The 23157-nt window shown below is 71.4% G+C and carries 22 protein-coding genes; 14 read left to right on the top strand and 8 right to left on the bottom strand.

Going from position 1 to position 23157, the window contains the following annotated elements; genetic code table 11:
* Window positions 1-21: 21 nt before the first annotated feature.
* Together L324_RS07465 and L324_RS07460 are read right to left on the bottom strand one after the other, a co-directional pair.
* Window positions 22-510, bottom strand: coding sequence for a phosphoheptose isomerase family protein (locus L324_RS07465; protein ID WP_037305287.1), 489 nt, complete (start codon window positions 508-510; stop codon window positions 22-24).
* Between the two features lie 123 nt (window positions 511-633).
* Window positions 634-1968, bottom strand: a complete 1335-nt coding sequence (locus L324_RS07460) for a cytochrome P450 (protein ID WP_051173726.1) — start codon at window positions 1966-1968, stop codon at window positions 634-636.
* 128 nt (window positions 1969-2096) lie between these two features.
* On the opposite strand from L324_RS07460, the gene L324_RS07455 reads away from it, so the two are divergent.
* From L324_RS07455 to L324_RS07445, 3 genes are all read left to right on the top strand, one after another.
* Window positions 2097-3392, top strand: a complete 1296-nt coding sequence (locus tag L324_RS07455; RefSeq protein WP_037305286.1) for a hemolysin family protein — start codon at window positions 2097-2099, stop codon at window positions 3390-3392.
* A 64-nt stretch (window positions 3393-3456) separates the two neighbouring features.
* Window positions 3457-5136 (top strand): dihydroxy-acid dehydratase, encoded by a 1680-nt coding sequence (gene ilvD / locus L324_RS07450; protein WP_037305285.1) that lies wholly within the window; start codon window positions 3457-3459, stop codon window positions 5134-5136.
* Window positions 5137-5341: 205 nt separating this feature from the next.
* Window positions 5342-6466 carry a PucR family transcriptional regulator gene (locus L324_RS07445; RefSeq protein WP_037305282.1) on the top strand — a complete coding sequence of 375 codons (1125 nt, stop codon included), beginning with the start codon at window positions 5342-5344 and terminating at the stop codon, window positions 6464-6466.
* 3 nt (window positions 6467-6469) lie between these two features.
* On the opposite strand, the gene L324_RS07440 is transcribed toward L324_RS07445, so the two are convergent.
* Window positions 6470-8782, bottom strand: a complete 2313-nt coding sequence (locus L324_RS07440; protein WP_037305280.1) for an ATP-binding protein — start codon at window positions 8780-8782, stop codon at window positions 6470-6472.
* A gap of 163 nt (window positions 8783-8945) precedes the next feature.
* Here L324_RS07440 and L324_RS07435 point away from each other — a divergent pair, with 163 nt between their 5' ends.
* The 3 genes from L324_RS07435 to L324_RS07425 all read left to right on the top strand — a co-directional run bounded on the left by L324_RS07435 (window position 8946) and on the right by L324_RS07425 (window position 11646).
* The gene (locus L324_RS07435; RefSeq protein ID WP_235783434.1) at window positions 8946-10289 is read left to right on the top strand and encodes a sensor histidine kinase; all 1344 of its coding nucleotides are present in this window, start codon (window positions 8946-8948) and stop codon (window positions 10287-10289) included.
* Window positions 10290-10961, top strand: coding sequence for a response regulator transcription factor (locus L324_RS07430; protein WP_037305276.1), 672 nt, complete (start codon window positions 10290-10292; stop codon window positions 10959-10961).
* Between the two features lie 109 nt (window positions 10962-11070).
* Window positions 11071-11646, top strand: coding sequence for a dihydrofolate reductase family protein (locus L324_RS07425; RefSeq protein WP_037305274.1), 576 nt, complete (start codon window positions 11071-11073; stop codon window positions 11644-11646).
* Window positions 11647-11667: 21 nt separating this feature from the next.
* Here the strand turns inward: L324_RS07425 and L324_RS07420 are convergent, their stop codons facing one another.
* On the bottom strand, window positions 11668-12081 hold the full coding sequence (locus L324_RS07420) for an ATP-binding protein (protein ID WP_037305272.1): 414 nt from the start codon (window positions 12079-12081) through the stop codon (window positions 11668-11670).
* Window positions 12082-12239: 158 nt separating this feature from the next.
* Here L324_RS07420 and L324_RS07415 point away from each other — a divergent pair, with 158 nt between their 5' ends.
* Window positions 12240-12581 (top strand): STAS domain-containing protein, encoded by a 342-nt coding sequence (locus L324_RS07415; protein ID WP_235783433.1) that lies wholly within the window; start codon window positions 12240-12242, stop codon window positions 12579-12581.
* A gap of 7 nt (window positions 12582-12588) precedes the next feature.
* On the opposite strand, the gene L324_RS07410 is transcribed toward L324_RS07415, so the two are convergent.
* The 4 genes from L324_RS07410 to L324_RS07395 all read right to left on the bottom strand — a co-directional run bounded on the left by L324_RS07410 (window position 12589) and on the right by L324_RS07395 (window position 16071).
* On the bottom strand, window positions 12589-13047 hold the full coding sequence (locus L324_RS07410) for an STAS domain-containing protein (protein WP_037305269.1): 459 nt from the start codon (window positions 13045-13047) through the stop codon (window positions 12589-12591).
* A gap of 308 nt (window positions 13048-13355) precedes the next feature.
* On the bottom strand, window positions 13356-13541 hold the full coding sequence (locus L324_RS07405; protein WP_037305268.1) for a hypothetical protein: 186 nt from the start codon (window positions 13539-13541) through the stop codon (window positions 13356-13358).
* Window positions 13542-13643: 102 nt separating this feature from the next.
* Window positions 13644-15023, bottom strand: coding sequence for an FAD-binding oxidoreductase (locus L324_RS07400; protein WP_037305266.1), 1380 nt, complete (start codon window positions 15021-15023; stop codon window positions 13644-13646).
* 55 nt (window positions 15024-15078) lie between these two features.
* Window positions 15079-16071 (bottom strand): LysR family transcriptional regulator, encoded by a 993-nt coding sequence (locus tag L324_RS07395; RefSeq protein ID WP_037305265.1) that lies wholly within the window; start codon window positions 16069-16071, stop codon window positions 15079-15081.
* 90 nt (window positions 16072-16161) lie between these two features.
* Between L324_RS07395 and L324_RS07390 the strand changes: the two genes are divergently transcribed.
* The 7 genes from L324_RS07390 (at window position 16162) to L324_RS07360 (ending at window position 23142) form a co-directional block, all read left to right on the top strand.
* A complete protein-coding gene (locus tag L324_RS07390) occupies window positions 16162-17577 on the top strand; it encodes an aminopeptidase P family protein (RefSeq protein ID WP_037305264.1) in 1416 nt (471 codons plus the stop codon).
* Window positions 17578-17764: 187 nt separating this feature from the next.
* Window positions 17765-18364, top strand: a complete 600-nt coding sequence (locus L324_RS07385) for a helix-turn-helix domain-containing protein (protein WP_037305262.1) — start codon at window positions 17765-17767, stop codon at window positions 18362-18364.
* 77 nt (window positions 18365-18441) lie between these two features.
* On the top strand, window positions 18442-19620 hold the full coding sequence (locus L324_RS07380) for an NAD(P)/FAD-dependent oxidoreductase (protein ID WP_037305260.1): 1179 nt from the start codon (window positions 18442-18444) through the stop codon (window positions 19618-19620).
* Complete coding sequence (locus L324_RS07375) at window positions 19617-19883, top strand: (2Fe-2S)-binding protein (RefSeq protein ID WP_037305258.1); 267 nt, start codon at window positions 19617-19619, stop codon at window positions 19881-19883. Before L324_RS07380 ends, L324_RS07375 begins: the two co-directional genes overlap by 4 nt.
* Complete coding sequence (locus L324_RS07370) at window positions 19880-21232, top strand: FAD/NAD(P)-dependent oxidoreductase (RefSeq protein WP_037305256.1); 1353 nt, start codon at window positions 19880-19882, stop codon at window positions 21230-21232. Before L324_RS07375 ends, L324_RS07370 begins: the two co-directional genes overlap by 4 nt.
* Window positions 21229-22140 carry a dihydrodipicolinate synthase family protein gene (locus tag L324_RS07365; protein WP_037305255.1) on the top strand — a complete coding sequence of 304 codons (912 nt, stop codon included), beginning with the start codon at window positions 21229-21231 and terminating at the stop codon, window positions 22138-22140. The genes L324_RS07370 and L324_RS07365 overlap by 4 nt, the downstream gene beginning before the upstream one ends.
* Window positions 22141-23142, top strand: coding sequence for a proline racemase family protein (locus L324_RS07360; RefSeq protein ID WP_037305253.1), 1002 nt, complete (start codon window positions 22141-22143; stop codon window positions 23140-23142). It begins immediately after the preceding gene.
* Window positions 23143-23157 lie beyond the last annotated feature (15 nt).

Here is a 23157-nt window from a genome sequence, read left to right as displayed (position 1 = left end):
CGGGCAATGATCGCGGCGAGGTCAGTCGGCGAGGCGGAACAGCAGGGTTCCCGGGTCCACGTCGACGGGTACCACCTTGCCCGTCGCGTAACGGCCGACGTCCTCGGTGAGGAGCCGTGCGCTGAACGGCGTCACCCCCGGCCCGGTGACGACGAGATCGACGTCGTCCGCCGGAGTGGTCACCTCGCCGACCCAGATCCGCCTGCTGGAGACGACTTCGGCGGCCGCGCGGACGCCGGTCCGGTCGAGTTCCCGGTGGGTCTCCCGCGCCCTGGCGTTCTGCCACAGATGCGAGCCGATGGTCGCCAGGCCGCCGATCGTGAACACGGCGCCCATCGCGATGACGACCAGGCGATCGTCGTCGGCGGGATCGAACCGGGTGCTGAGCCACAGCATGGCCGGGCCGATCAGGGCCAGCACGGTCATGAAGAATCCCATCAGGCACCCGATGCCGGTGAAGACGGGCAGCTCCGGGGCTTCCTTGCCGGTGCGGTCCGGAGTGGTCGTCACCGGCGCGACAGTAGTGACCGCCCCGGGAGCCCGGTCCGGTAAAAATGCCCGCTTGCGGCGAGTCCCCGGTCGCCTCGTGAGTGGTAATGACGGTTCTAACCCTCATTACCACTCACGAGGCACTCAGGTGAGGGTGGCGGGAAGCCGTTCGAAACCGCGCAGTATCCGCGTCTGCCGCCGCCGCGCCCCGTCCCGGAGCCGCAGCCCGGGGAACCGTTCGAAGATCGAGCGCAGCCCGATCTCCCCTTCCATCCGCGCCAGCGACGCGCCGAGACAGTAGTGCCGCCCGGCTCCGAACGACACGTGGTCCCGCGCGTTCGCGCGCGTGACGTCGAACGCGCCCGGGTCTTCGAAGATCTCCGGATCCCGGTTGGCGCCGGCGAGGACCGTGCTGACGATCGCCCCGCGGGCGACCGGCGTTCCGCCGACTTCGGTGTCGCGTGCGCACAATCGGCCGGTGAGCAGGACCGGCGGGTCGTACCGGAGGATCTCGTCGGTGGCGTTGCTCCACAAACCCGGATCCTCACGCAGTTTCCGGAGCTGGTCCGGATGCGCGGTGAGCAGGGCGATGCCGTTGCCGAGGAGGTTGACGGTCGTCTCGAACCCGGCTGCCAGCACCAGTCCCGCGGTGGCCTTGAGTTCCCGTTCGGTCAGCCCGACGCCGTCCTCGCGGGCGGCGATCAGTTTGCTGAGGAGGTTGTCGCCGGGGTTCGCGCGCAGTTTCTCCAGATGCTCGGTGAGCCAGGTGTCGAACTCGGCCAGTGTCGCTTCGACGGTCCGGAAGGTCCGCCACGGCAGGCCCAGATCGAGACTGGGGGCCGCGGCACCGCCGAGCGCGAGCACCTTGTCGCGCTCTTCCGGTGGGACACCGAGGATCTGGCTGATCACGGTGACCGGCAGGAGGCCGCAGTAGGACTCGATGAGGTCGACGGGGTTCGCCGGGTCGAGGCCGTCGAGCAGTTCGTCGGTGATCGCCTGCGTGCGTTCCCGCAGCTGCTCGACAGCGCGGGCGGTGAAAACGCGCGTGACGAGTTTCCGGTAGCGCGTGTGGTCGGGCGGTTCGCTGGCGAGCAGCGACGGCGGTTCGATCGGATGGATCAGACCGGACGCCGACCAGGTGACGAGCCGGTTGAGCAGCGGGTTGTCCGGAACGAACCGGACGGATTTGAACGCGTCGCTGGTCAGGATCTCCTTGCAGGCCGAGTGCCGCGTGGTGACATGCCCGACCCGGGTGGTGGCGATGGCGCCGTGCGCGCGGATCTCGTCGAAGAGCCCGGTCAGGTCCGCGCCGCCGCTCGCCTCGACGGAGAGCCTGCCCTGGAGATCGCCCCGGCGCGCCGCGGCCCGCAAGGCGACGCGGGGGAGCGCGTGGCCGATGCTCCAGCGGGCGACCGGTTTGGCGATCTCCTCCGCCCGGCGCAGAAACGTCCGTGCGGGAGCGGTCTTGAGTGTGAACATCAGGACTCCGTCCGTGCGGGTCCTTCGAAGGTAGCGGAACGACGTGTCAGTATCGACCCGTCCGACCTCTGCGGACCCGCTTCGGCCTCGGTAAAGTTCTGCTCTTCCGGCGGGCCGGGGGAGTGCTTGTGGGCGACTACGGGTTCGACATCGCGCTGGTCGCGGTGCTGGTGGTGCTCAACGCGGTGTTCGCGGGCAGCGAGATGGCGCTGATCTCGTTGCGCGAGGGGCAGTTGCGGGCCTTGGAACGGGACGGCCGCGCCTCGGCGCGGACACTGGTGCGGCTGGCGCGCGACCCGAACCGCTTCCTTGCGACGATCCAGATCGGCATCACGCTCGCCGGGTTCCTGGCCTCGGCGACCGCGGCGGTGGCACTCGCCGAACCCGTGGTGCCGTTGCTGAGCTTCCTCGGCGACGCCGCCGGGGCGGTGGCCGTCGCGCTGGTGACCGTCGTCCTCACGTTCCTGACCCTGGTGTTCGGCGAACTGGCGCCGAAGCGGCTGGCCATGCAGAACGCGCTGCGGTGGGCGTTGCTGGTGGCGCGCCCGCTGAACCTGCTGTCGGCGATCTCGAGGCCCGCGGTGTGGACGCTGAGCGCGGCGACGAACCTCATCGTCCGGATGCTGGGCGGCCGGGCGGAGGCCGATCCGGATCAGATGTCGCCCGAGGAGCTGCGGGAACTGGTGTCGGCGCAACGGGGACTGAACGCCGAACAGCGCATGATCATGAACGGCGCCTTGGAGATCCACGAACGACGGCTGCGTGAAGTGCTCGTCCCGCGGCGGGCGGTGCTGACGCTCTCGTTGGAACAGGACCTCGAATCGGCGCGAAGGCAGCTGGCCGAGGCCGGGTATTCGCGGGCACCGGTCGCCCGCGGCGGACATCTGGACGACGTCGTCGGCGTCGTGCATCTGCGTGATCTGCTCGGCGACCACGGGAGTCTCGCGGAGGTGGCCAGGCCGGCCGTGGTGTTCCCCGATTCGCTGCGTGTCTCGGACGCGCTGCGCGGCTTCAAGGCCGAACGGGAGCAGATGGCGCTGGTCGTGGACGAACACGGCGCCGTCGCGGGGATGGTGACGCTGGAGGATCTGCTGGAGGAGATCGTCGGCGAGATCTACGACGAGACCGACCGGGACGTGCTGGCCGTGCGCGAGCACCAGGACGGTTCCCTGGTGCTGCCCGGCACCTTCCCCGTCCACGACCTCGTCGACGTCGGTGTCGAACTGCCGGACGCGCCGCCGGGGGAGTACGCGACGATCGCCGGGATGATCCTCGTGCTCCTCGGCCGGATCCCGGAGCGACCGGGCGACCGGGTGGTGGTCTCCGGCTGGACGGCCGAAGTGCTCGGCGTGGAGCACCACGCGATCACGCGGATCGCGCTGCACCGTGGGACGCCGCACCGTGGGCCGGACGCGGAGCGGTGAGTTGCGCCGGGCGGCTTCGGTTGGCAGCGTGCCCGGTGTCCCACCACGAAGGAAAGGTGTCCCGATGCCGGAGGACCAGCCGGATTTGAAACCCCGTTCCCGCGACGTGACCGACGGTCTGGAGCGCGCGGCGGCCCGCGGGATGCTCCGCGCCGTCGGGATGGGCGACGACGACTTCGCCAAACCGCAGATCGGCGTGGCGTCCTCGTGGAACGAGATCACCCCGTGCAACCTGTCGCTGGACCGGCTGGCCAAGGCGGTCAAGAACGGTGTGCACGCGGGCGGGGGTTACCCGCTCGAGTTCGGCACGATCTCGGTGTCCGACGGAATCTCCATGGGGCACGAGGGCATGCACTTCTCGCTGGTGTCGCGGGAGGTGATCGCCGACTCCGTCGAGACGGTGATGATGGCCGAGCGGCTGGACGGCTCCGTGCTGCTGGCGGGCTGCGACAAATCGCTGCCGGGCATGCTGATGGCCGCCGCTCGGCTCGATCTCGCCTCGGTCTTCCTTTACGCGGGCTCGATCATGCCTGGCCAGGTCGACGGCCGGGACGTCACGATCATCGACGCCTTCGAAGCCGTCGGCGCCTGCCTGGCCGGCAAGATCAGCCGCGCCGAGGTGGACCGGATCGAGCGCGCGATCTGCCCCGGCGAAGGCGCCTGCGGCGGGATGTACACCGCCAACACGATGGCGTCGGTGGCCGAGGCGCTCGGGATGTCACTGCCCGGTTCGGCCGCCCCGCCCGCCGTCGACCGGCGCCGCGACGGCTTCGCCCACCGGTCGGGGGAGGCCGTCGTCGGCATGCTCCGGCAGGGCATCACCGCGCGGCAGATCATGACCATGGAGGCGTTCGAGAACGCCATCGCCGTCGTGATGGCGCTCGGCGGTTCGACCAACGCCGTCCTGCACCTGCTCGCGATCGCGCGGGAGGCGGAGGTCGACCTGCGCATCGACGACTTCAACCGGATCGGCGACAAGGTCCCGCACCTGGGCGACCTCAAACCGTTCGGGAAGTACGTGATGAACGACGTCGACAAGGTCGGCGGCATCCCCGTGGTGATGAAGGCGCTGCTCGACGCCGGGCTCATGCACGGCGACGTGCTGACCGTGACCGGCAGGACGATGGCCGAGAACCTCGAAGGCATCGCGCCCGCCGGGCTCGACGGCGAGATCATCCGCCCGCTCGACCGCCCGATCCACAAGAGCGGCGGGCTGACCATCCTCAAGGGATCGCTGGCCCCGGAAGGCGCGGTCGTGAAGTCGGCGGGCTTCGACGAATCGACGTTCACCGGCACCGCGCGCGTCTTCGACGGCGAACGGGCCGCCCTCGACGCGCTCGCGGAGGGCCGGATCGTCGCGGGCGACGTCGTCGTCATCCGGTACGAAGGCCCCAAGGGCGGACCGGGGATGCGCGAGATGCTCGCCATCACCGGCGCGATCAAGGGCGCCGGACTCGGGAAGGACGTCCTGCTCATCACCGACGGCCGGTTCAGCGGCGGCACGACCGGCCTCTGCGTCGGTCACATCGCGCCTGAAGCCGTCGACGCCGGGCCGATCGCGTTCGTACGCGACGGCGACCCGATCACGCTGGACGTCGCGAACCGGACGCTCGAAGTCGAGATCGACGACCTCGAGGCGCGGCGGGAAGGGTGGACGCCCAAGGCCCCGGCGTACACGCGCGGTGTCCTCGGCAAGTACGCGAAGGTCGTTCAGAGCGCCGCACACGGCGCTGTCTGCGAATAAGCCGCCGCGGCAGGTGCTCCAGCCTCGTGAGTGGTAATGACGGTTAGAACCGTCATTACCACTCACGAGCCACCTGGCCCGGCTGAACCGTCACGAACGGGTGATGCGTAGGCCCGGGAGGCCCGACTACGTAATTCACCCGATGTGCCCGCCACCTCGGAGCAGCAGACTCGGCGCCCCGACGATTCGCTGCCCGGAGGTCGACATGACCGCGTCCTTAGCTCCAGCCCGCTCCGCCGCCCTGGTGATCGCCCGCACCGTCGTCGACGGTGTCCGGCATCTCCTGCCCGAGCACGCGCCCTTGCTCGACACGCGGGCCACCGAGTTCGTCGCGTCTGTCCTGGAGCACGACGGGAGGGACTCCGCGCTCGGGATCGCCGCCGGGGCGGACGCCTTCCGGCGGATGGGGGTCGCGGAGTACGCCGCAGGCAAGGGGCTCGACCGGCTTTCCCGCGCCTTCCACTCGGCGGGCCGGTGCGCGCTGCCCGTCCTGGCCTCGCTGTCGCGGCAGCCCGGCGCCGGGCCCGCGTTGATGGACACCGGGGTGGAGGCCCTGCTCCGCTGCGTCGATGTCCTGATCCGGCTGTCCACCGCCGCCTACCGCGCCGCGCACACGCCGTCGATGGCCGAGCTGCGCCGCGACCTGCTCCAGGAGATCTTGAGCGGCCGCCCGCCCGCGAAGTGGGCGGGACTCGCGGCTGACGCGGGCTGGGTGCCGCCCGCCAAGGTGGTCGCCATCGCCGCGGAGCCCGGCGCGGTCCGCGCCTCCTTCGGCCCGGAGGTACTGGCCGACCTCACCGGGGAGTACCCGCACCTGCTCGTGCCCGACGACATCGAGATCGGCCGCGTGCTGGCGGGGACGCGGGCGGCGGTCGGTCCCGCGGTGGCGCCCGCCGACGCCGCGACCTCCTTGCGGTGGGCCCGGCGGACGCTGGAACTGGTCCGGCGTGAGGTGATCGAGGACGGCCCGCTCGTCCGCTGGTCGGATCACCTGACCACGCACTGGCTCTTCGCCGATGAGGTGCTCACGACCGCGCTGGTCAGGCGCAGCCTGGAACCGATCGCCGGACTGCCGTCGAACGAGCGCACGAAGCTCGCCGAGACCCTCGACGCGATGCTCTCCGCCCGTGGCGGCGCCCCCGAGATCGCGAACAACCTGGGGGTGCATCCCCAGACGGTCCGCAACCGCCTGCGCCGTCTCCGGGTGCTGTTCGGCGACCGCCTCGACGACCCCCAGGAGCGGCTCGACCTGCGCATCGCCTTGCGCGCGGACCTGCTCGCGCCCGACCCCGGACCGGCGAGGCCCGCCACCCCGATCAGGGCGGCGTGAACGTCAGGCCTGGTCCGCGCTCCGGGTCACCCAGGTGGCCACCTGCACCCGGTTGGAGTAGCCGAGCTTGGTGAGGATGTGGTCGATATGCGTGTCCACCGTCCGCCGGGCGATGCCGAGCCGGTCGGCGATCTCCTGGTTCGTCAGTCCCTCGGCGATCACGTGCGCGATCTCGGTCTCGCGCCTGGTCAGCACCCCGGCGGTCTGTCGCCGGGGTTCGGGCGCCCGCTCTTCGAGGGCGTACGCGAGGGCGTCACCGGTGGGCATCGCGGCGCCGTCGGCGAACTCCTTCACCGCGACCTCCCAGCCCAGCGCCGCCGTCACGACGTCGGTGTCGGCCTGCAGCGGTTCGGTGAACGCCTCGTACCGCGTCGGCCACGCGCCCACCGTGCGCCAGACGTTCATCGCGGCGCCCTGCAGGATCGCGGCCCGGTTGGGCCGTCCGGTGCGGGCCGCGCAGCCCGCCAGCACCGTGAGCGTGAACCCGACGACGACCCGGTCGTCCACCTTCGCGTGCAGCCGCAGGACCTGTTCGCAGCAGCGGCTCGCCACGGCGAGATCGCCCTGGAGGTACTCGGCGGCGGCGCGCGACCACAGCGCCCAGCCGCGCCAGAAGACCTCGCCCCGCCGTTCACAGCGCTCGACGGACTCGGCGAGCACCGCCCGGCCGCGGTCGATGTCGCCGTCCAGCCAGACGGCCAGCCCGTGGTTGTAGCTCGCCCACAGTTCCGCGCCCTCGTCGCCGTTGGCGCGGAACAGTGCGATGGCCGCGCCGAACAGGCGCGCCGCCTCGGTCATGGCGTTGCCGATCAGGGCGGCGTAGGCACGGACATGGAGTACGTACGCGGCGGCGAGTTCGTCGCCGCTCGCCTCGGCTTCGGCCTCCGCCCTGTCCATCACGGACCGGTAGGCGTCCATGTCCCCCTGCACCACGGCCAGGAAACCGGACAGCCACAGCACCCGCGCCCGTTCCGGGATACCCGGTGCCGCGGCCTCGTCGAGCCTGCGGACCCACATCCGGCCTTCGGTGTTCAGCCCCCGGAAGATCCAGAACTCCTTGATGTCGCGCAACATCCGCAGCCCGACGACCGCGTCTTCGGGGCCGCCGGTGCAGTAGTCGAGCGCGACGCGCAGGTTCGCGTGCTCGCGCCGCAGCCGCCCGATCCAGCCGAGCTGATCGGTCTCGAGCCATTCGGCGGCGTACCGGCCGGAGAGTTCGGCGAACCAGTCCCGGTGCCGTTTCCGGTACTCCGCCGTTTCGCCGGTTTCGCTGAGCCTGTCGGCGCCGTACTCGCGGACCGATTCCAGCATCCGGTACCGCACACCGCCCGGGTACTCCTCGCGCAGCAGGATGGACTTGTCGAGCAGCCCGTCGACGACTTCGAGGACCTGGTCGCGCGGCAGGTCCCCGCCGGAACAGACCTGTTCGGCGGCGTCGAGGTCGAAACTGCCCGAGAACACCGACGCGCGCGCCCACAGCAGCCGTTCGGGCCCGGTGCACAGGTCATGGCTCCAGTCGATCAGCGCCCGCATGGTCTCGTGCCGTTCCGGCCGTCCGCGCCGGTCCTTCGTGAGCACGGAGAACTGCCGGTCGAGCCGGTCGGCGAGCTGGTGCGGGGACAACGCCCGCGCCCGGACGGCGGCCAGCTCGATCGCCAGCGGCAGCCCGTCGAGCCTGCGGCACAGCCGGATCAGCGGTTCGGTGTCGGATTCGGTGAGCCGGAAGGACGGCGCGACGGCGGTCGCGCGGTCCACGAACAGCCGCACGGACTCGTAGCTCATCGCGCGTTCGAAGGAGTCGCCCTGTTCCGGCACCGCCAGCGGGGGCACCGGCAGGATCCGCTCGCCCGCCACCCCGAGGGACTGCCTGCTCGTGGCGAGCACGGTCACCTGGGGGCAGGCCCTGACCACGGTGTCGGCGAACCAGGCGCAGCTGTCGACCAGATGCTCGCAGTTGTCCAGGACGAGCAGCAACCGGCTGGCCTGGAGCGCTTCGACGACGACGTCGATGGCCGGTTTCGCCGAGCGATCGCCGAAGCCGAGGACGTTCGCGACGGTCGGCACCAGCAACGCGGGTTCCCGTAGTTCGGCCAGCGAGACGAAGGCGACCTCGTCGGCGGTGGCTTCGCGGTGTGCCGTCGCGATGCGCCACGCCAGCCTGGTCTTCCCGACCCCGCCGGGGCCGGTCAACGTGACCAGCGACGCCGCTTCCAGCAGCCGTCGCGCCTCGCCGGTCTCGGCGTCACGGCCTACGTAGCTGGTCACTTCGGTGGGTTCGGCCGACCATCCCGAAAGCGAGCCAACTCCGTCCGCCATGCACTCTCCCGCACTCGACCAGACCCGCGATCTCCGTCCGATGTAGACGGGAAAACGCCCGGCTGCGGATCCTAGCGGACCGGTCTTCCGCTAGCGGGACACTTGCTTGGCGCGATCGTGCGCCAGATAGCCGCCCTTGGTCATGTTCCCTGCCTCCTGTCGCGTGGTGAAACCCAGCATCGCCGGGCCGGGTGGCGGCCACATCGGCGTCGCGTCGCGCCCCGGGTTCGACCAAAGTCGAATCCGGCGGCGACCGAGGTCGGGGCCGGAATCGTCCCGCGTCCGGCTGCGCCGCCGGGCGCGGGTCGACGATGATGGCCCGGTGATCACCGACGACGGCGCCCCGCCGCCCCTCCGGTCGTGGCAGCAGGCCTGGCGGCTGCTGGCGGCGGCCGCGCTGGGGCTGGTGCTCTGGGTCCTGACCGCGGCCCAGGTGCCGCCGGGAGCCGAGGGGCCGAAAGTCGAGTGGCTGGTCACCGGCGACCCACTGGTGGCGGTGGCCTGCCTGGTCGCGCTCCTGTGGCGCCGCCGTTTCCCGGTCGTGGTCGCGATGGCGGTCATCGTCGTGTCGACGGCTTCGGTGCTGGCCGTCGGTGCCGCGACGTACGCCCTCGGCTCGCTGGCCACCCGGCGGCGTCCGGTGGAAACGTCGGTCGCGGCGGTGCTGTGCGTGGTCACCAGCCTGCTCACGTCGGGGCTCTACCCTCGCCGCGACCTGGCGGAACCGCTGTGGCTGCTGCTCAGTGTCCCCGTCCTGACGGTGGGGATCGTGGTGGCCGTGGGGGCCGCGGTCGGGGCGCGCCGCGAGGAGCTGCGCTCCCTGCGGGCACGGGCCGAGAGCGCGGAACGGGAGCAGACGGCGCGGGCGGCCGAGGCGCGGATCATGGAGCGGCACCGGATCGCCCGCGAGATGCACGACGTCCTCGCGCACCGGGTGTCACTGGTCGCCATGCAGGCCGGGGTGCTGGGACACCGCCGTGACCTGCCCGCCGAGCAGGTCACGGAACTGGCCCGCGGGATCGCCGACGGCTCCCATCAGGCGCTCGAGGAACTGCGGGACGTCCTCGGCGTGCTCCGGGCGAGCCCGGAGGGCCTGGAGCCACCGCAACCCTCGGTCGCCGACCTGCCCGCGCTCGTCACGAACGCGCGGGGACTCGGCCTGGACGTCACCTTGACGGCCTCGACGACGGGGGAGCCGCCCGACGCGATCGCGAGGACCGTGTACCGGATCGTCCAGGAAGGGCTGACCAACGCGGGCAAACACGCGCCGGGAGCGCGGGTGGCGGTCACCGTCGAGGGGGAAGCGGGCGACGGACTGCGGGTGACGATCCGGGATTCCGGTGCGTCGCGGGCGATCGCGGGTCCGCCGTCCTCGGGCTTCGGACTGCTCGGCCTCGCCGAGCGGGTCGAGCTGGCAGGCGGCGAACTGGACCACCATGCGGAACCCGGCGGCGGGTTCGTCCTCGCCGCGCGGCTGCCGTGGCCGGTCCGCGAAGGGAGCGAGTGAATGGACAGCGAGCGGGTGCGGGTCGTGCTCGTCGACGACGAGCACCTGGTGCGCATGGCGTTGCGCCTCATCGTCGACGGCGAGCCCGACCTCGTCGTGGTCGGCGAGGCCGCCGACGGCGACGCCGCGATCACCGTGGTGGGCGAGCAGCGGCCCGACGTCGTCCTGATGGACGTCCGGATGCCCGGACGGGACGGGCTGAGCGCGACCGAGGAGATCCTCGGACTTCCGGAGCCGCCCGGGGTCCTGGTGCTGACCACGTTCGACTCGGACGAGCTGGTGCTGGGCGCGTTGCGCGTCGGCGCGCTCGGATTCGTCCTCAAGGACACCCCGCCGCCGCGGATCCTGGAAGCGGTCCGGACGGTCGCCGCCGGGGAACCCGCGCTCTCGCCCGCCGCCACGGCCCGGCTGATCGCCGCGGCCACCGGACCGCATTCGCCCGACGCGCGCAGGGCGTCCCGTGCCGCGGCACGGGAGCTGCTCGCCACGCTGACCGACCGTGAACGCGAGACGGCTGCCGCCATCGCCGAGGGGCTGTCCAACACCGACGTCGCGCGGCGGCTCGACGTCACCGTCGCGACGGTGAAGGCCCACACCAGCAGCATGCTCGCCAAACTCGGTGTGGAGAACCGGGTCCAGATCGCCCTGCTGGTCCGCGACGCCGAGGGCTGACCCCGGCCGCCGGATTCCGCCGGGATATTTTTCCGGCGCGATGTCGAATCCGCCGGTTCCCGGTCGACGCGGTATCGAAAGCAGATCGGCACGACCAAGGAGAAACCAGATGCGCACCCTGATCGCCACCGCGTTCGTCTCGCTCGACGGCGTCGTCGAAGGGCCCGGCGGGGAGCCCGGCTACCGCAACTCCGGCTGGACCTTCAACGGCATCGAGTTCGACGAAGCGGCCTATGAACTCAAGGGCCGCGAGCAGGGTGAGGCCACCGCGATGCTGCTGGGCCGGGTCAGCTACCAGGCGTTTTCGCCCGTGTGGCCCGGGATGACCGAGGAGTTCGCCGGCTACAACACGATGCCCAAGTACGTCGTTTCGACGACGCTGCGGGACGAGGACCTGGTCGGCAACTGGGGCGAGACCACGATCCTGCGTTCGCTGGACGAGGTCGCCGAGCTCAAGGAGACCGAGGGCGGGCCGATCATCGTCCACGGCAGTGCGGAGCTGAACCGGAATCTCGCCGACGCCCGGCTCGTCGACCGCTATCACCTGCTGATGTTCCCGGTCCTGCTCGGTGCGGGCAAGAAGCTGTTCAGTGACACCGACAAGGACAAGCAGAACCTCAAGCTCGTCGAGAGCGAGGCTTACGGCAACGGCGTGCAGAAGCTGGTCTACGACGTCGTCCGCTGAGCCGGCGGCCCGCGGGCGGGGTCAGGCAGCGGGGCAGGGCCAGGAAAGCCGGACGACGGTGCCGGTCGGCGTGCTCGTCACGGAGGCTTCCGGCGCGAAGGCGCGGATGATCGGCAGGCCCCGTCCGCCGTCCGGGCGGCGGCCGTCGCGCCAGCGGCCCTCGTCGGCGACGGTGACCATGATCGAGCCGTCGGCGTGGGCGGCGGTGACCGTCATGACGTTGCCGTCGGTGCCGTCGGGGTAGGCGTGCTTGACGACGTTGGTCATCGCCTCGTAGGCGGTGAGCTTGAGATCCTCGGCGAGTTCGCGGGGGAGACCCCGTTCGAGGGCCCAGTCCGCCAGGACGTCCCGCAAGGCGGCGGCCTCGGCCGGGACGGCGGCGACTTCGTGGACCAGTTCGTCCGCGCTCTGGCGCACCGGCTCGTCGATCGGCATCACGGAGCTCTCCTCGTCGTCCGCCGCGGTCCACGACCGCCGGATCCACCGTCAAGGCTAAGGCAAGGCGGTGGCCGGGGCGCGTGTACCGGGCGGAGGGAGGCCGTCATCCGATATCTTCGGAACTCTCGGTGTTCCGATCGTGAGGGAGGGTGACGGTGACTGGCGGAGACGGCGACACCAAGGAGGTTCCGTTCTCGGTGACGGTGGCCAGGCCCGGTGCGCAGGTCGTCATCGCGGTGGCGGGAGAGATCGACCTGACGACGTCGGAGGATCTCAAGGAGACGTTCGAGGAAGCACTCGAACCCGTGCCCGGCAAGCTCGTCGTCGACCTCGAAGGCGTGGAGTTCTGCGATTCCACCGGGCTGGCCACCCTGGTCGGGATCAACGACCGGTGCGGAAGCCAGGGAGTCCCCTTGAGTTTCCTCCCGTCACCGACGATCAAGCGGCTGGCGTTGAAGACGGGCCTCTCCACCTTGCTGCCGTTCGACGGCAACTGAGCCGGGCTCACCGATGCGGCACCGGTGAGGCCTTCGGTACTTCGCGGATCGCGTGGGCGAGGTACTGGTACACGGGGATGTGGGCGTCGACGCCGAACAGGTGCAGCAACCGCAGCACCGGCCGGGTGCGGGCGACGACCCCGACCGCCCGGCGTTCGGCGCGGGCACGGGCGGCGGCGGATTCGATGACCCGCAGCCCGGCCACGCCGAGGAAGGTGACCCCGGTGAGGTCGAGCACCGTGGTGGCGGGAAGGTCGTGCCACAGCTCGCGTTCGAGCCGTCCGGCGGTGGCGAGGTCGATCTCGCCGTCGGCGGAGACGACGAGGACGTCGTCGTTCCACCGGGTTCTCCGGACCTGCAACAAATGATCTTCGGACGGCCGTGGCTGGGGGATGGAAGCGCGGGCGACGGATCGGCCGGTGGATCCGTCGCGGCTTTCCCTCGACAACGAAATTCGGTCGGTCATGAGCTGGTCTCCCGGATGGCCGGGGACGAGACGGACAACGGGCAAGCCTGCACAACTGCTGCGCAAGTCAACGCGCCGCCGCGTCGCCCGATGAAAAGTTCTGGGGCCGCGGACATGCGGGTCGTTCGCGCGGGCTGGTGGACTCAACCTCACGTACCCGTAACCGTACGCCGCTCACCGTGTCTGGCAAGACGGCACCGGGTGAACACCGCATGATTCACGACGGCGCATGGTCACTCACGCAACGCCTTTTCCCAGGTCGGTGCCGCCTCGTGAGTGGTAATGACGGTTCTAACCGTCATTACCACTCACGAGTCCGGACGCCGTTTCGTGGCCTTCCTGGCGGCGAGCGAGCACAGGAACGCCGCCACGAAGCCGACCGCGGTGAGGGTGCCCGCCCAGACGGCACCGGTACTGGCCAGCAGATAGAGCTGGACCACGGCCGTGCACGCGTAGACGACCGCCAGACCCAGCCACAGCCGTTGCGTCATCATCTCCCGTCTCCGTTCCCCAGGTACCGGGTCCATCGCGGCGGGGCGGGCTCTGGTTACAGGGTGTTCGAAAGCGGCGTCTTCCTGGCGGAACGCCGGAGGCCGTCAGGCGGCACTCGCGGGGAAGACCTTGCCGGGGTTGAAGATGCCGTGCGGGTCGAGCGCCTGTTTGACCGCGCGATGCAGGCCGAGCACCGCCGGCCCGAGTTCGCGGGTGAGCCCGGCTTGTTTCAGCAGGCCGACGCCGTGCTCGCCGGTGACCGTGCCGCCGAGGTCGAGCGCGCCGGAGATGATGTCCTCGAAGGCCGCTTGCGCCGCTTTCCGGGCGTCCTCGTCGTCGGGTGGCGTCACCAGCAGCGGGTGCAGGTTGCCGTCGCCCACGTGCGCGACGTTGGCGATCACCACGTTGTGGCGCCGGGCGGCGGCGTCGATCCGCGCGAGCATCTCGGGGACGCGCCGCGTCGGCACGCAGACGTCCTCGGTGAGCACCGGTCCGAGCCGTTCGAGCGCCGGGTACGCCAGTCGCCGTGCGGCGAACAGCGCGTTGGCCTCGGTCTCGTCGGAGGACTGGGCGGCCCAGGTCGCCCCGGCGTTCTCGAAACATTCGAGCAGCACGGCGGCTTCGTGTTCGCCCAGCGCGCCGGGGGTGTCGGTGCGGCCGAGCAGGACGACGTTGGCGTCCGCGCTGAGCCCCATGTTCTTCCACGCGTCCACCGCCGCGAGACAGTGCCTGTCGACGAGTTCGAGTGCCGACGGGACCACCCCGCGCGCCGCCACCGCCGCCGCGGCTTCCCCGGCCGCGACCGTGGTGTCGAAGTAGCCGGCGACGGTCCGTTCCGCCGCCCGCGCGGGCCGCAGCCGGACGGTGATCTCGGTGATCACGCCGAGCGTGCCCTCGGAGCCGACCATCAGCCCGGCGAGGTCGTACCCCGCGACACCCTTCGCCGTGCGGCGGCCGAGCCGGACGAGTTCGCCGGTGCCGGTCACGACCTGCAGGCCGAGTACGTAGTCCCGGGTGACGCCGTATTTCACGCAGCAGACGCCGCCCGCGTTGGTCGCCACGTTGCCGCCGATCGTCGACCACGGCGAACTCGCCGGATCCGGCGGATACCAGAGCCCGCGTTCCGCGCAGGCGGCGCCGAGATCGTCGTTGACCACGCCGGGCTCGACGACCGCGATCCGCTCCAGTTCGTCGATCTCCTTGATCGCGGTGAGCTTGTCGGTGACCAGGACGACGCAGCCGTCGAGGGCGTTCGCGCCGCCCGAGAGACCGGTGCCCGCGCCGCGGGTGACGAGCGGGACGCGATGACGCAGGCAGAGCCGCACCACCGTCTGGACCTCTTCGGCGGTGTGCGGCCGGACCGCTACGAGGGGGAGGCCGTGAGGCGCCCACTCGGCTTCGTCGTGGGCGAAGCTCCGCAGGCCGTCCGGGTCGCGGACGAGCCGGTCCGGCGGCAGCCCGGCGGCCAGGTCATCGATCATCATGGCTCCCACGCTAGGTCTCGTGAGGGGCGATGAGGGTCAGAACCGTCATTACCACTCACGAGGACGAGCCGGCCGCCCGGAAGAAGTCCGCCAAACCGTCCCAGGCCTGGGCATCGCGCCGCCGGTCCCACCAGGTCCGGAACGGGGTGGACGCCATCGCGTGCCGGGTGTAGGACGTCATCACCGCGCGATAGACGTTCTCCGCCTGATCCCAGGTCAGCCGTTCCTTGCGCCACGCCAGCACGAGCCGCATCCGCAGGGGATCGTCCTTCAGCGGCCGGACGACCATCCCCGGCAGCTCGGGCGCGGTCGGTTCCACCAGCTGCACCGCCTGCCCGGCGGCGATCAGCTGCCGTCCGCCGCCGTTGGGGCATTCGAAGCGGATCCGCGGCGTGAACCCGGCGCGATGCGTCGCGGCGCGCAACGACGTCAGCGAGCCGTCTTCGGGGCCCGGGGGCCCGATCCACGCTTCGTCCGCGAGATCGGCCAGGTCGACTTCGGAGGCACCGGCGAGCCGGTGCCGGGCGGGAAGGCCGACGAAGACGGGCACCCACGAGAACAGCACCCGGTGCCCCAGATGCTTCGCCAGTGGTACTTCCTGGTCGTCCGACATGGCGATGACGGCGATGTCGAGGGTGGCGCGCGCCAGGCCCTGCGCCAGCACGGAACTGGACGGCTCCACGTACACGGTCACGTCGAGCCCCGGCAGCGCGTCGTCCAGCAGCTCGACGAACGCGGGCAGACAGTCCATTTGGGACGATCCGAGCCGGACCGGGCCGTCGCCCAGCGCGCCGAGGAGATCGCTTTCGAACCGGTCGAACTCGACGAGCAGGGTCAGCGCGCGGCGGAGCGTCTGCTCGCCGACCGGTGTCGGGGTCACGCCGGTGTGGCTGCGGACGAACAGCGGTGCGCCGATCTGCCGTTCGAGCCGCTGGAGCAGCGAGGTCAGCGACGGCTGGGACATGCCCAGCGCGGCGGCCGCCTGCGAGAGGCTGCCCGCTTCGGCGATCGCGCAGATCGCCCGGAGGTGCCGGATCTCCAGGGCCATAGCCGGAGTCTATCGCCGCCGGTCATTACGGCCGGGCCGTTTCCGGTGTGAAGGTACGGCCAGGACTCCGACTATCTGAAGGGGGAGCCGATGACCGGCGACCGAACCCGGCCGGATCTGCGCGCGCTGCTGGCCGCCAAGGGGTTCCGGAACTGGATCAGCGACGGCTGGGAGCCCGTCGACGACGTGGTGGAGGTGCCGCCGGGCACCGCCGAGGCCGCGGCCGCCCATCGCGGCAGGCTGTCGGCGGAACTGCCGGGGCAGCGGATCGCGCTCGCGGCGGGCCGTGCCGTGGTGCGCTCCAACGACACTTTCCACGGCTTCCGGGCCGACAGCGACTTCGTCTGGCTGACCGGCTGCCAGCGCGAAGGCGCGATCCTGGTGCTGACCCCGGCCGGGGACAGCCACCACGCCACGCTGTACGTCCCGCGCCCGGCGGAAGCGCACGAACCCGACTTCGTGGGCGACGCGGACACCAGCCCGTTGTGGGTCGGCTCCGCCGCCGGACCCGCCGCGTACGGCGAGGCGCTCGGCATCGAATGCCGTCCCCTGGAAGACCTTCCGCGTGGTTTGCGCGGGCGGAACCCGGGTGTGCTGACCGGTGCCGGCGTCGACCCCGTGCTCGACGGATTCGGCTTCGGCCACAGCGAACGCCTCCGGACGGTCCTCGCCGAGTTGCGCCGGATCAAGGACGACTGGGAGATCGGCCAGTTGCGCGACGCCGTCGACGCCACCGCCCTCGGGTTCGCCGACGTGCTGTCCGCCTTGCCCGAGGCCGTCCGCGGCGGCGGGGAACGCTGGCTGCAGGGCACCTTCGACCGGCGTGCCCGGACCGAGGGCACGGGCCCCGGCTACACCTCCATCGTCGCGGCCGGGCCGCACGCGCCGATCCTGCACTGGACGCGCTGCGACGGGCCGGTGACCGACGACAGCCTGTTGCTGCTCGACGCCGGAGTCGAGCTGGAGTCCTTGTACACGGCCGACATCACCCGGACCTTCCCTGTCGGCGGGGAGTTCACGACGGCGCAGCGCGATGTGTACGACCTCGTGCACAAGGCGCATCTCGCGGCGCTGGCCGAGGTCCGTCCCGGCCGGGACTACGGCGTTTTCCAGGCGACGGCGCTGCGGGTGCTCGCGGAGGGGTTGCACGACTGGGGTCTCCTCCCGGTCTCGGTGGAGGAAGCGCTGTCGCCGGACGGGCAGCAGCACCGGCGGTACATCGTCTGCGGTACCGGCCATTTCCTCGGGCTGGACGTCCACGACTGCGCGGCCGCGAGCCCCGGCGCCTACCGCGAGGGGACGCTCGCCGAAGGCATGGCGCTCGCGGTGGAGCCGGGTCTGTACTTCCACGCCGTCGACCGCACCGTGCCGCCCGAACTCCGCGGCCTCGGCATCCGGATCGAGGACAACGTCGTGGTCACCGGATCCGGCCACGAGCTGCTTTCCGGCGGGTTCCCCTCGACCGCCGACGAGGTCACCGCCTGGGTCCGGGCGGCCAGGGGCTGAGTTCGTCAGGGCGGGCCGCGTGCCTCGTGAGTGGTAATGACGGTTAGAACCGTCATTACCACTCACGAGGCTTCTTGACCGGACCGCCGTCGCGGCGAAAGGCGTGTCATGATGTTCGCGAACTCGATCGGCAAAGCGAACGATTCACCCGCCGATCGTACGGTTTGACGAACGCAGGGGAGAAGCGGTGGAGGACGAGGCGCCTTCGATCCGGGACATGCTCGCGGTCAACCTTCGCGCGGCGAGGTCGGCGAGGGGGCTTTCGCTGTCGGAGCTGGCCCGGCGGTCGGGTATCGGCAAGGCGACGCTGTCGCAGCTGGAGTCCGGCGGCGGCAATCCGACCATCGAGACCGTGTTCAGTCTCTCCAGGGTGCTGGAGGTGGCGATCTCCGATCTGCTCGACCACCGGGCCGGCGGCGCGCTCACCGTGGTGCGCGGGGCCGACGTCGAAGTGCTCCGCGGCGAAGGGGTGGATCTCCGGCCGCTGCGCCGGATCGAAACCGGTGACGGCGTCTTCGAGGTGTACGACCAGGTGGTGCGCGGGGACGCGCCGCAGCGTTCGCAGGGCCACGTCGGGATCGAGCACACCATCGTGCAGTCGGGCTCGTTGCGGGTCGAGGTGGCGGGCCGGACCGTCGACGTCGGCCCGGGCGATTACGTCGCCTTCGACGCCCGTGAGCCGCATCGCTACACCGCTCCGGAGGGGCCGGTGCATTCGGTCCTGCTGCTGCAATACCGCGCGGACGAGCGGCTCGACGGCAAGCCACATCCCGTGCTGAAGAGCTGACCGGGGCCGGGTATTGACACCCTTCCGGGGTGGAACCTACGCTCCGATCGTTCGCTTTACCGAACGGCGGAGGGTCGATGAACCGAACGCGTGTGGTCGTCCTCGGGGCGGGCATCATCGGCGCCGCGTGTGCCCGTGAGCTGAGCCGGGCGGGCTTCGACGTCGTCGTCGTGGATCGTGGCCACCCCGCGGGCGGGACCACGTCGCACGGGGAGGGCAACGTCCTCGTCTCGGACAAGGGACCCGGCGCCGAACTCGAACTCGCCAAGCTTTCGGCCCTTCTGTGGCCGCGAGTCGTCGCCGAGATCGCCGACGAGGACGCGTCGGCCGCGTCGGCGATCGAATACGACCCCAAGGGCGGCATCGTGGTCGCCACCACCGGCGAGGGTACCGGCGCCCTCGCCGCGTTCGCCGAGGCGCAGGCCGCTGCCGGAATCCGCGCGGAACCGTTGTCGCCCAAGGAACTCGCGATCGCGGAACCCGCGCTGACCCGGGCGGTGACCGCCGCCTTCCACTATCCGGAGGACGCCCAGGTCCAGCCCGCGGGCGCGGCTCTGGCGCTGCTGGGTTCCGCGCTGCGCCACGGCGCCCGGCTGCGCGCCGGGACCGAGGTCGTCGGCGCGATCGTCCGGAATGGACGGATCACCGGTGTCCGGGTGCCGGGCGGGAGGATCGAGGCCGACGTCGTCGTCAACGCCGCGGGCCCGTGGGCCGGGCAGGTGTCCGCGCGGCTCGGTGCCCCGATCGCGGTCCGCCCCCGCCGGGGCGAGGTACTGGTGACCACCCCGATGCCCGGCGTCGTCCGGCACAAGGTCTACGACGCCGATTACGTCGGCGCGGTCGGCGCGGATTCCGGTGACCTGCAAACTTCCGCTGTCGTCGAGTCGACCTGGGCCGGCACCGTGCTGATCGGTTCGTCGCGCCGCCGGGTGGGCTTCGACGACGCCATCCGCCCCGAGGTGCTCAGTGCCATCGCCGTCAAGGCGCTGCGGCTGTTCCCGGCGCTCGCCGACGTCGCGGTGATGCGGGCTTACGGCGGTTTCCGGCCCTATGTGGACGATCACCTCCCGGTCCTCGGCGAGGATCCGCGGTTGGCGAACCTGTGGCACGCCACCGGACACGAAGGCGCCGGTATCGGACTGAGCGTCGGCACCGCGCGGCTGTTGCGCGAACTGCTCACCGGGACCGAGCCAGCCATGGAAGTCGAAGAGTTCACTGTGGACCGTCCGGCGGTACTGGCGGAGGTGGCGGCATGAGCGGCAGGCCGGTCCGGATCACCGTCGACGGCGAACCGGTGGCCGGGATCGCGGGCCAGAGTGTGGCGGGCGTGCTGCTCGCCGCGGGTCGGAACTCCTGGCGCACCACCCGTTCCGGCGCGCCCCGCGGCGTGTTCTGCGGTATCGGCGTCTGTTTCGACTGCCTGCTCACGGTCAACGACGTGCCCGACGTCCGCGCGTGCCTTCGCCAGGCCGCCGACGGCGACGAGATCCGCACCCAGACCCGGGAGGAGAGGGTTTGAGCAGGCAGGTGGTGATCGTCGGTGCCGGACCGGCCGGGCTGGCGGCGGCCGAGCACGCGCTGCGGGCGGGCGCCCGGGTCACGGTGCTGGACCAGGCGGACACGCCCGGCGGCCAATACCACCGCATGCCGCCCGAGGCCTACCAGGCGCGGAACTCCGGCCGGGCGGGCTTCGAGCGGCGCCGTCGTCTGCTGGCGCATCCGCGTTGCCGGTGGTGGCCCGGTTCCACCGTGTGGGCGTTCGATCACGCGGAGAACCGTGTTCATGTCCTCAGAGGACAGTCCGACGGCGGTGGACGACGGCGGCTGACCCTGGTGCCCGACGCGCTGATCCTGGCGACCGGCGCGCATGACCGCACCCTGCCGTTCCCCGGCTGGGAACTGCCCGGCGTGTACACCGCGGGCGCGGCGCAGGCACTGGCCAAGGGGGAGCGGGTCGCGATCGGCAAGCGCGTGCTCGTGGCCGGGGCCGGACCGTTCCTGCTGCCGGTCGCGGACTCGCTGCTGGGCGTCGGGGCGGAGGTGGTCGCCGTGCTGGAGGCCAACCCGTTCGCCACCGTCCGAAAAGGATGGTCGGCTCGTCCGTGGCGGCTGGCAGCGCATACCGGCAAAGCGGGCGAGCTGGCCCGCTACGCCGTCACTCTCGCCCGCCACCGCGTTCCGTACCGGCCGGGCCGGGCCGTGATCGAAGCACGCGGCGCCGGCAAGGTCCGCGAGGTCGTGACCGCCGGGGTGCGTGCGGACTGGTCGCTCGTTCCCGGCACCGAGCGGGTGTACGAGGTCGACGCGGTCTGTGTCGGGCACGGATTCGTCCCGCGGCCCGAACTGGCCGTCGCGGCGGGCTGCGTCCTCGACGGTGGCTTCGTCCGGGTCGACGGCGAACAACGGACCACAGTGGACGGTGTCTTCGCCGCGGGCGAGATCACCGGCATCGGCGGAGCGGGCACCGCCGCCGCCGAAGGTGCGGTGGCCGGATGCGCTGCCGCGGGCGGGACTCCGTCGCGGGCCCTGCTCCGCACCCGAGACCGGGCGCTGGCCTTCGCCGAACGGCTCGCCGCCGCGCATCCGATCGGCCCGGCCTGGCCCGGCTGGCTGCGTGCGGACACGATCGTCTGCCGCTGCGAGGAAACCACGTACGGCGAACTGACCCGCGCCGCCCGCGACCCCGCCTGTCCGGGCCCGCACGCGCTGAAGCTCGGCACCCGTGCCGGGCTCGGTCCGTGCCAGGGCCGGATGTGCGGCCCCGCCGTGGCCGAACTCTGTGGCGGTGCCGAACGGCATCACCGCCCGATCGCGCAGCCCATCCGGCTGGGCGAACTCGCCTCCCGACCCGAAGGAGAACCTGAATGAGCACCCCGGACCTCGGTGGCGTCGTCGTCGCGACCGCTCTCCCGTACCGGGCGGACGCGTCGGCGCCCGCCGGGCTGGCCGTGGACTACGACGCCTACGCCGCGCACTGCCGGTGGCTGATCGACAACGGCTGCCGGGGCGTCGGCCCGAACGGCTCCCTCGGCGAGTACTCCTCGCTCACCGACGACGAACGCCGCCGGGTCGCCCGCACCGCGATCGAAACCGTCGGCGCGGACGGGATCGTCGTCGTCGGCGTGCACGGACCCGGGTCGCATCAGGCCAGGCACTGGGCCGAGATCGCGGCTGAGGGCGGCGCCCACGGCCTGCTCTGCCTGCCGCCCACGATGTACCGTGCCAACCGCGGCGAGGTGCTCGCCCACTTCGAGGCGGTGGCCTCGGTCGGCCTGCCGGTGATGGTCTACAACAACCCCATCGACACCAAGGTCGACCTCACACCGGGCCTTCTCGCCGAGATCGCGGCGATCGACAACGTGGTGGCGGTCAAGGAGTTCTCCGGCGATGTCCGGCGGGTGCTGGAGATCCGCGAGCGGGCGCCGGGCCTCGACGTGATCAGCGGCGCCGACGACGTCGTACTGGAAAGCCTGCTGATGGGCGCGACGGGCTGGTTCGCCGGTTTCCCCAACGTGTTCCCCGCCGAATCCGTGCGCCTGTTCGAACTGGCGACGTCCGGCAAGCTCGAAGAGGCCAGGGCGCTCTACGAGCCGTTGGTGGCCGCGTTCCGGTGGGACTCGCGCACCGAATTCGTCCAGGCGATCAAGCTCGGCATGGATCTCGTGGGCCGCTACGGCGGGCCGTGCCGTCCGCCGCGCGGGCCGCTGACCGGCGGGCATCAGGAACAGGTCCGTGCCGACATGGGCCGCGCGCTGGCCTCGCTGGGGGTGAAGTAGGTGCAGTCGATCCGCTCGATCACCGCGGTCGACTCGCATACCGAGGGGATGCCGACCCGGGTGGTGACCGGCGGGGTCGGCCTCATTCCCGGCGCCACCATGGCCGAACGCCGCCGGTATTTCATGGAGCACCTGGATCATCTGCGGCGGTTCCTGATGAACGAGCCGCGCGGCCATTCCGCGATGAGCGGCGCGATCCTGCAGCCGCCGTCGCGCGACGACGCCGACTGGGGCGTGGTGTACATCGAGGTGTCGGGCTGCCTGCCGATGTGCGGGCACGGCACGATCGGGGTGGCGACTGTGCTGGTGGAGACCGGCATGGTCGAGGTGACCGAGCCGAAGACCGTGGTCCGCCTGGACACCCCGGCCGGGCTCGTGCACGCCGAGGTCGAGGTCCGGGACGGGCGCGCGGAACGGGTCAGGCTCCGCAACGTCGCGTCCTTCCTGGCCGAGCGCGACGCGGTCGTCGAGGTGCCGGGATTCGGGAAGGTGCGCTACGACCTGGCCTACGGCGGGAACTTCTACGCCATCCTCGAACTGTCCCAAGTGGACATCCCGTTCGAGCGGACCGAAAAGGACCGGATCCTCGCCGCGGGGCTGGACATCATGGCGGCGATCAACGACCAGCGCCCGCCGGAACATCCGGCCGATCCGCTGATCGGCGGCTGCAAACACGTCCAGTTCCTCGCCCCGGGGTCGGACGCCCGCGCTTCGCGCAACGCCATGGCGATCCATCCGGGCTGGTTCGACCGGTCGCCCTGCGGCACCGGTACCTCGGCCCGGATGGCGCAGCTGCACGCCCGCGGTGAGCTGCCGCTGCACACGCCGTTCGAGAACAGCTCGTTCATCGGCACCACCTTCACCGGCGAGCTGGTGGCCGAGACCACCGTCGGCGGCGTTCCGGCGGTGGTGCCGGAGTTCTCGGGGCGCGCCTGGATCACCGGCAACGCCACCTACCTGCTCGACCCGGACGATCCGTTCCCCGAGGGTTTCGTCCTTTGACCCCGCGTTTCGTCC

This window comes from Amycolatopsis orientalis DSM 40040 = KCTC 9412 (genome assembly GCF_000478275.1).
Classification (GTDB): domain Bacteria; phylum Actinomycetota; class Actinomycetes; order Mycobacteriales; family Pseudonocardiaceae; genus Amycolatopsis; species Amycolatopsis orientalis.
This window is presented reverse-complemented; position numbering and strand designations above follow the sequence as displayed.

Excerpts from the sequence above, each read along its gene's own strand:
- L324_RS07375 (WP_037305258.1), top strand. The coding sequence starts at position 19,617 with ATGAGCGGCAGGCCGGTCCGGATCACCGTCGACGGCGAACCGGTGGCC.
- L324_RS07405 (WP_037305268.1), bottom strand. The coding sequence starts at position 13,541 with ATGATGACGCAACGGCTGTGGCTGGGTCTGGCGGTCGTCTACGCGTGC.
- L324_RS07425 (WP_037305274.1), top strand. The coding sequence starts at position 11,071 with ATGCGCACCCTGATCGCCACCGCGTTCGTCTCGCTCGACGGCGTCGTC.
- L324_RS07380 (WP_037305260.1), top strand. The coding sequence starts at position 18,442 with ATGAACCGAACGCGTGTGGTCGTCCTCGGGGCGGGCATCATCGGCGCC.
- ilvD (WP_037305285.1), top strand. The coding sequence starts at position 3,457 with ATGCCGGAGGACCAGCCGGATTTGAAACCCCGTTCCCGCGACGTGACC.
- L324_RS07395 (WP_037305265.1), bottom strand. The coding sequence starts at position 16,071 with ATGGCCCTGGAGATCCGGCACCTCCGGGCGATCTGCGCGATCGCCGAA.
- L324_RS07400 (WP_037305266.1), bottom strand. The coding sequence starts at position 15,023 with ATGATGATCGATGACCTGGCCGCCGGGCTGCCGCCGGACCGGCTCGTC.
- L324_RS07430 (WP_037305276.1), top strand. The coding sequence starts at position 10,290 with ATGGACAGCGAGCGGGTGCGGGTCGTGCTCGTCGACGACGAGCACCTG.
- L324_RS07365 (WP_037305255.1), top strand. The coding sequence starts at position 21,229 with ATGAGCACCCCGGACCTCGGTGGCGTCGTCGTCGCGACCGCTCTCCCG.
- L324_RS07460 (WP_051173726.1), bottom strand. The coding sequence starts at position 1,968 with ATGTTCACACTCAAGACCGCTCCCGCACGGACGTTTCTGCGCCGGGCG.
- L324_RS07440 (WP_037305280.1), bottom strand. The coding sequence starts at position 8,782 with ATGGCGGACGGAGTTGGCTCGCTTTCGGGATGGTCGGCCGAACCCACC.
- L324_RS07445 (WP_037305282.1), top strand. The coding sequence starts at position 5,342 with ATGACCGCGTCCTTAGCTCCAGCCCGCTCCGCCGCCCTGGTGATCGCC.
- L324_RS07390 (WP_037305264.1), top strand. The coding sequence starts at position 16,162 with ATGACCGGCGACCGAACCCGGCCGGATCTGCGCGCGCTGCTGGCCGCC.
- L324_RS07420 (WP_037305272.1), bottom strand. The coding sequence starts at position 12,081 with ATGCCGATCGACGAGCCGGTGCGCCAGAGCGCGGACGAACTGGTCCAC.
- L324_RS07410 (WP_037305269.1), bottom strand. The coding sequence starts at position 13,047 with ATGACCGACCGAATTTCGTTGTCGAGGGAAAGCCGCGACGGATCCACC.